We start from the raw sequence: 6198 nt of genomic DNA, 5'->3' as shown, positions 1-6198 counted from the left end.
GGGCGGTGGGGCCCCCGCGCTTTACTGTATATAATGAAGAAAAGATGACGACAGTCGATTTAAAAATTATTAATGGGCAGGTATTAAATGTATTTTCGCAAGCGTTTGAACCTGAAACGCTGATGAGCGTGGGCAATTTGTGGCGAATGCTGAATTTGCAAAAATTACTGTCGCCGAACGATATCATGATTTGGGAAATGGCGTCGGCATCAGCTGAGACAATCGTGACCCAAACAAAGGTGCTGCAAACGTCTCTGGCCGCTATTAGTGATGTCTCATTCGATATTTTCCAAACGTTATCGTTTATGGCCTTGCCTGTTATTCCGTGTCTTAAAATTACGAATCAAGGGCTATTTGACTTTGAAAAGTGGGACTTTATTGATATTAACGCTGACTAAACAAAAATGGACCTTGTCGCGAAGACGAGGTCCATTTTTATTGTAGGTTATATAAGAGATATTAATTGAGTAGATTCGCAGTCATTCGTGGGTTGATAAACTAATTAATATCAAGTCGATATAGTTCTCATATTCAGTAGTTGTGAATTAAATATGAATTTTCTGTTCTTATTCTGAAGACATCATAAGATTTGGCGTGAAATTCGAGATAACCTAATTTTCTGGTATACTAAATAGATAGAAATTAAGCGAGGTTCGACGAAAATGTACGAATATTTAAACGGTGTTATAACGGAAGTTGCACCAAATTATATTGTCGTTGAAGTTGGCGGCATTGGCTATCGTATTTTGGTGGCAAACCCCTATGCTTTTCCAATGAATGAGTTAGAACGGGTTTATGTGGAACAGATTATTCGTGAAAATGAACAATCATTGTATGGCTTTTTGACAGCCGATGAGAAGTTGTTGTTTCAAAAGTTGTTAAATGTGTCGGGGATTGGGCCGAAGTCAGCGTTAGCAATTTTAGCAAATACCGACCATACTGGGCTTGTCCAAGCGATTGCGGATAACGATATTACATTCTTAACGAAATTCCCTGGTATTGGTAAGAAGACCGCCCAGCAAATTGTGTTGGACTTGCAAAACAAGTTGGGGGATTTACCATTTAATAATGATATTGAAATCAACTTGGTTTTGCCTGAAAAGCAAACGATCGATAATCCAGAATTAGCGGATGCCTTATTAGCGCTGGAAGCACTTGGCTATGCGAAGAAGGATATTACGCGCGTTGAAAAAGTGTTGACTAAGGAAGCGCAGCTGACCACGACGGAGTATGTTAGTGCTGGTTTGCGTTTGCTGCAGTAAGAGTATAGAAAGGATGGTATCAAATGGCAGATGATATATTGCGTGATACCGGTGCGGAATTAGGCGAAGATTCGATTGAGAAATCATTGCGTCCTAGTACGTTGCGACAGTACATTGGTCAAGAGCCATTGAAACAACGGTTACAGGTCTATATTCAAGCAGCTCGTCAGCGTGAGGAGCCATTGGATCATGTGCTACTGTATGGACCACCAGGACTTGGAAAGACGACGTTGGCGATGGTAATCGCGAATGAGATGGGTGTCGGGTTACGGACGACTTCCGGGCCAGCAATTGAAAAATCGGGTGATTTGTTAGCGCTATTAAATGAATTGCAGCCCGGGGATGTCTTATTTATTGACGAAATTCATCGTATGCCGAAAACAGTAGAAGAAATGCTGTATTCGGCTATGGAAGATTTTTATGTTGATATCATTGCAGGTGAAGGTCCGACAGCGCGGCCGATTCACTTCTCGTTGCCACCCTTTACTTTGATTGGCGCAACAACGCGTGCCGGCATGTTATCGCAACCGCTGCGTGACCGATTTGGTATTGTTGAGCACATGGCCTATTACAACACGGACGAGTTATCTGAAATTATTAAGCGGTCAGCTGATATATTTGATACAGAAATTCAACCAGATGGTGCGTTTGAGTTGGCTCGACGATCACGGGGCACACCGCGTGTCGCTAACCGCTTGTTGCGTCGGGTGCGTGATTTTGTGATGGTTAAGGATCGTGACTATATCGACGATGATATGGTGAACTTTTCATTAGATTTGCTGAGAGTTGATGAAGCCGGTCTAGACGAAGTCGATCACAAAATTTTACGAACGATGATTGAATTTTATCAAGGTGGTCCAGTCGGTGTGAATACAATTGCAGCAAATATCGGCGAAGAAGTCGACACGATTGAGTCAATGTATGAACCGTACCTATTACAAATTGGCTTCCTGCAACGAACCCCTCGTGGACGTGTCGTGACGCAAGCTGCGTATGCACACTTGGATTTACCTTATATTGAAAAGAAGGGTTGAAATAGATGACTGAAGAACATTACACACTTGAAGATTTTGATTATGACTTACCACATGAGCTAATTGCTCAGACGCCATTGGAACGGCGTGATGGTTCACGTCTGCTGGAATTAAATGCAGTTACGGGTGAAGTAAACGATCGCCATTTCTATGACATTTTGGATTACCTTAATCCAGGTGATGCTTTGGTGATGAACAATTCCCGTGTTTTGCCAGCGCGTTTGTATGGTGAACGTCCTGGTACTGGTGGTCACGTCGAAGTGTTGCTACTTCGGCAAGATCATGGGGATGTATGGGAAACACTTGTGAAGCCTGCTAAAAAATATCCAGTTGGACAAGAGATTACGTTTGGTGATGGACAATTGACTGCCGTGGTGACGGAAGAACTTGAACACGGTGGTCGTATGATTGAGTTTAAGTATGACGGTATTTTCCTAGAAATTTTGGAATCATTAGGCGAGATGCCTTTGCCACCATACATTAAGGAAAAGCTAGACAATAAAGAACGCTACCAAACGGTTTACTCAAAGGTTAATGGCTCAGCGGCGGCACCAACGGCTGGGTTACACTGGACGCCTGAATTGTTGCAAAAGGCAGCGGATAAGGGTGTGAAGCTTGTTGAATTAACGTTACACGTCGGGCTAGGAACTTTCCGACCGGTCGAAGAAGAGAATATCGAAGATCACAAGATGCACTCAGAATTTTATCAACTGTCAACTGAGGCAGCACAAAAGTTGAATGATGTTAAAGCGAACGGCGGTCGTATTATTGCGACAGGGACGACGTCAATTCGTACCTTAGAAACGATTGGCTCAAAATTCAATGGTGAATTACGAGAAGATTCTGGTTGGACGGATATTTTTATCAAACCAGGTTACCAGTGGACAGTTGTCGATGCGTTTATTACTAACTTCCATTTGCCTAAGTCAACATTGGTTATGCTGGTGGCCGCATTTACAGGACGTGAAAACATTCTGAATGCCTACCAACACGCAATCGCAGAACAATATCGTTTCTTCTCATTCGGAGATGCGATGTTTGTTCACAAGTAGGAAAAATTAATTTCAACTTTATTTGAAGAAAAGGGTTGACGTTTTGCATAAGAGTGTGTATTATAAATTATGTTGTTGAGGCGACAAGTTATAAAAAGCACTCATGCGGATGTAGTACAATGGCTAGTGCTCCAGCCTTCCAAGCTGGGAATGCGGGTTCGATTCCCGTCGTCCGCTTCAATGATTTACAACAGCATCACTTCGGTGGTGCTGTTTTTTTACATTCAAACCGGATGATGTCATTAGAAACTAGTGTTTTCTTCAAACGAACAGACTATAATCAGAGTAATTAGAACGGTAGGAGGGCACGTCATGAACGAACCACAACAACCATTTGATGATGACCAATTTATTCCAGTTGAATATACAGAATTGATTCGGCAATCATATGCTGAACAAGGCGGGTACAGCATGCCAGCGATTGATAAAACGGCATTGATGGTCAATCGGGCATTGGCGGTGTCGGTGAGTGACGATTTGGTCAAGGAATACCATGATGACGACACGGTAGATGATAATTTCGTCCGCATTTTTGTACGACAAACCATTGACTATGGTTATATTTTAACGGATGAAGCGCCACGTGAATGGACAGCTGATAATCTATTCCAAGCGATGGGTATGACTTTGGGATATTTAGAAGTCGCACCTGAATTTGCTGGCATGTTGATCAATTTGCTAGAGTCAATTACTAAAAATCTAGTTGCACGCGGATTAATGCCGGTCGACTTCTTTACACCCGATGTCCGCGCATGGTTAATGGAGACTGTGCCACAGTACTTAGAGGATTTAGATGAGTCTATGGACGAACCAATGGATGAAAGCGAAATCGAAGTCATGGAGCGCTTGATGGATGATTTGGGGTTAGAAATTCCACCTGAGGACTTAGCGGAAACAAACGTCGATCTCGTCCAAGACACATCGGTTGATGATGACGACTTACGCGTCAAGTTCTTTTTTGAGGTTCTAAATGCGAGCGGCATTCCTGACTTATATCAGCAGCACCGTAGTATCAAGCCAGCTGTTAAAAAGCATTTAGCGTATTTAGGTACGCACCAGGAGTTACTTGTCTTAACGGTTATGTACGCCTCAGCCATGCGTGAATGGCTTGAAACGCAGATTGAAATGGGTGACTGGTCACACACGGACTTCGTCGTACGTGATTTCTTTGATGACGTAAATGGCATGTTCTTACAGGATGTCATTACGATTGAAAATGATGAGGAAGTCATTCACTACACTGCCGAACTCAAAGCGTTGATTAGCGGTGTCTTAGCGCAAGAACCTGAGCCGGTGGCCTATGTAGCTGAACAAGTGTCATCTGAACTACCAGCAACTGAAAACCTGCAACGAGGCTTTATAACTGCTTTACGTGATCGTGATCAGCTAACAGGCGAAGGGTTAGATGTTGCAGAAGCTATCTTGAAGATTGTCCTAGACACCATTGCTGTGAAAACAGATGCGGACATTGCGACATTGCCAGTTGAAGCTGCAACCCAACTGTTGATTGAAAAATTCCATACCTTTGATTTGTTCGGTCTTGATGGCTTTGAATTTGTGGATGACGTCATCATTGAATTTGTGCGCTGGTTGGCTGAACAGGGACTTGTGTTAGATGCAGTCGTTGAACTTTGGGGAAATGCGATTGAAGCGGCGCAGTTGCCACGTTATATGTATGCATTAGTTGCCGATGTACAAGATTATTTGCATCTAAATGAAGTTGGTCAAACTGTCAGTCCAATATATTAAGAAAAACTAATCCGGCTCGCCATGAGTCGGATTTTTTCATATATCTTTGCTATGGTATTAGTGGAGGTATTTATGACAAAAATATTATTTATCCTTATTTTTATCGGCGACGTCCTCGCAACTCCGCTATTTGATAGTCATCCCATTTTTTTGATTGGCACGGCTGTTTTGGCGGCAGCTACTTTGTATGCCCTATACGATATGCAATCTAATCGGGTGAACTACGCGACGACAGCGGTACTGTTGTTGCTTGCGGTTAGTTTATTCGTATTACACGGTGAGTCTGATTATTTAACGGTTCTAAACCGAGTAATGGTGGCCCAAGTAGCCGTTTCGGCTATTTTGGCAATCACGTATGCTGGCGTTCGGTCGCAAACAGCGTAGTGGTATAATCAATATCAGGTGGTTGAGCCTGTTAACCACCATGACAAAACAGGGAGTACGATTATGAAGTCATTCATTTTTGACGTCGACGGTACATTGCTAAGTACCGAAAGCATGTACATGAAGTCATTACAACAAACACTTGAAGAAAACGGCATTCACAAGGCCTATGAAGAATTGTATGCGATTTTCGGGCTGCCATCACTGGATGCGTTGATCAAATTTGGTATCGAAAACCCAGAGGAGATGCAACGCCAATGGCAAGACCATTACCATGATTTTTGGGATGAGGTGCAATTGTTTGATGGTGTGTCGGACATGTTGGCTGATTTAAAGGCAACCGGTGTACAATTAGGCATTGTCACATCAAATACACCCGAAGAATTCGCCGATCATGCGGATGCGTTTGGCATTAACGGTTACTTCGATGACTTCGTATTTGCTGGTCAAACACCAAAGATGAAGCCAGCTGCGGACCCAATTTTGAAGTCAATGGCTGACTTGAAGGCAGCACCCGAAGCGTCGATTTACATCGGTGATTCCGTGCACGATATGCACGCCGCCCATAATGCAGGCATTAAGTTTGGTATGGCTGCTTGGGGTGTGCGTGACCGCGCTGTCTTTAATGACGAAGCAGAGTTTATTTTTGAAAATCCTGCTGACATTTTAAAACTAGTTGATTAATTCAAATCCTGGTATCAGGATAGACAATTATTT

At 43.0% G+C, this 6198-nt stretch carries 7 protein-coding genes and 1 tRNA gene; all 8 read left to right on the top strand.

All coding sequences use genetic code 11. The features are described from left to right. On the top strand, window positions 1-398 hold a 398-nt coding region (locus EST42_RS03170), incomplete at its 5' end, for an adenine deaminase C-terminal domain-containing protein (RefSeq protein WP_280633866.1). A 264-nt stretch (window positions 399-662) separates the two neighbouring features. Then, on the top strand, window positions 663-1262 hold the full coding sequence (ruvA, locus tag EST42_RS03165) for a Holliday junction branch migration protein RuvA (protein ID WP_134644178.1): 600 nt from the start codon (window positions 663-665) through the stop codon (window positions 1260-1262). Between the two features lie 23 nt (window positions 1263-1285). After that, complete coding sequence (gene ruvB, locus EST42_RS03160; protein WP_134644177.1) at window positions 1286-2296, top strand: Holliday junction branch migration DNA helicase RuvB; 1011 nt, start codon at window positions 1286-1288, stop codon at window positions 2294-2296. Window positions 2297-2301: 5 nt separating this feature from the next. Further along, complete coding sequence (gene queA / locus EST42_RS03155; protein WP_134644176.1) at window positions 2302-3348, top strand: tRNA preQ1(34) S-adenosylmethionine ribosyltransferase-isomerase QueA; 1047 nt, start codon at window positions 2302-2304, stop codon at window positions 3346-3348. A 105-nt stretch (window positions 3349-3453) separates the two neighbouring features. Then, a tRNA-Gly gene (locus EST42_RS03150) sits at window positions 3454-3525 on the top strand. A 135-nt stretch (window positions 3526-3660) separates the two neighbouring features. Then, the gene (locus tag EST42_RS03145; protein WP_134644175.1) at window positions 3661-5097 is read left to right on the top strand and encodes a hypothetical protein; all 1437 of its coding nucleotides are present in this window, start codon (window positions 3661-3663) and stop codon (window positions 5095-5097) included. 72 nt (window positions 5098-5169) lie between these two features. Continuing rightward, complete coding sequence (locus tag EST42_RS03140) at window positions 5170-5481, top strand: hypothetical protein (RefSeq protein WP_134644174.1); 312 nt, start codon at window positions 5170-5172, stop codon at window positions 5479-5481. Window positions 5482-5544: 63 nt separating this feature from the next. Continuing rightward, window positions 5545-6165: an HAD family hydrolase gene (locus EST42_RS03135; RefSeq protein ID WP_134644173.1), complete on the top strand. Its 621-nt coding sequence runs from the start codon at window positions 5545-5547 to the stop codon at window positions 6163-6165. Window positions 6166-6198: the final 33 nt, after the last annotated feature.

The sequence above is a fragment of the Weissella cibaria genome (assembly GCF_004521965.1).
In the GTDB taxonomy this organism is placed as follows: domain Bacteria; phylum Bacillota; class Bacilli; order Lactobacillales; family Lactobacillaceae; genus Weissella; species Weissella cibaria_A.
This window is presented reverse-complemented; position numbering and strand designations above follow the sequence as displayed.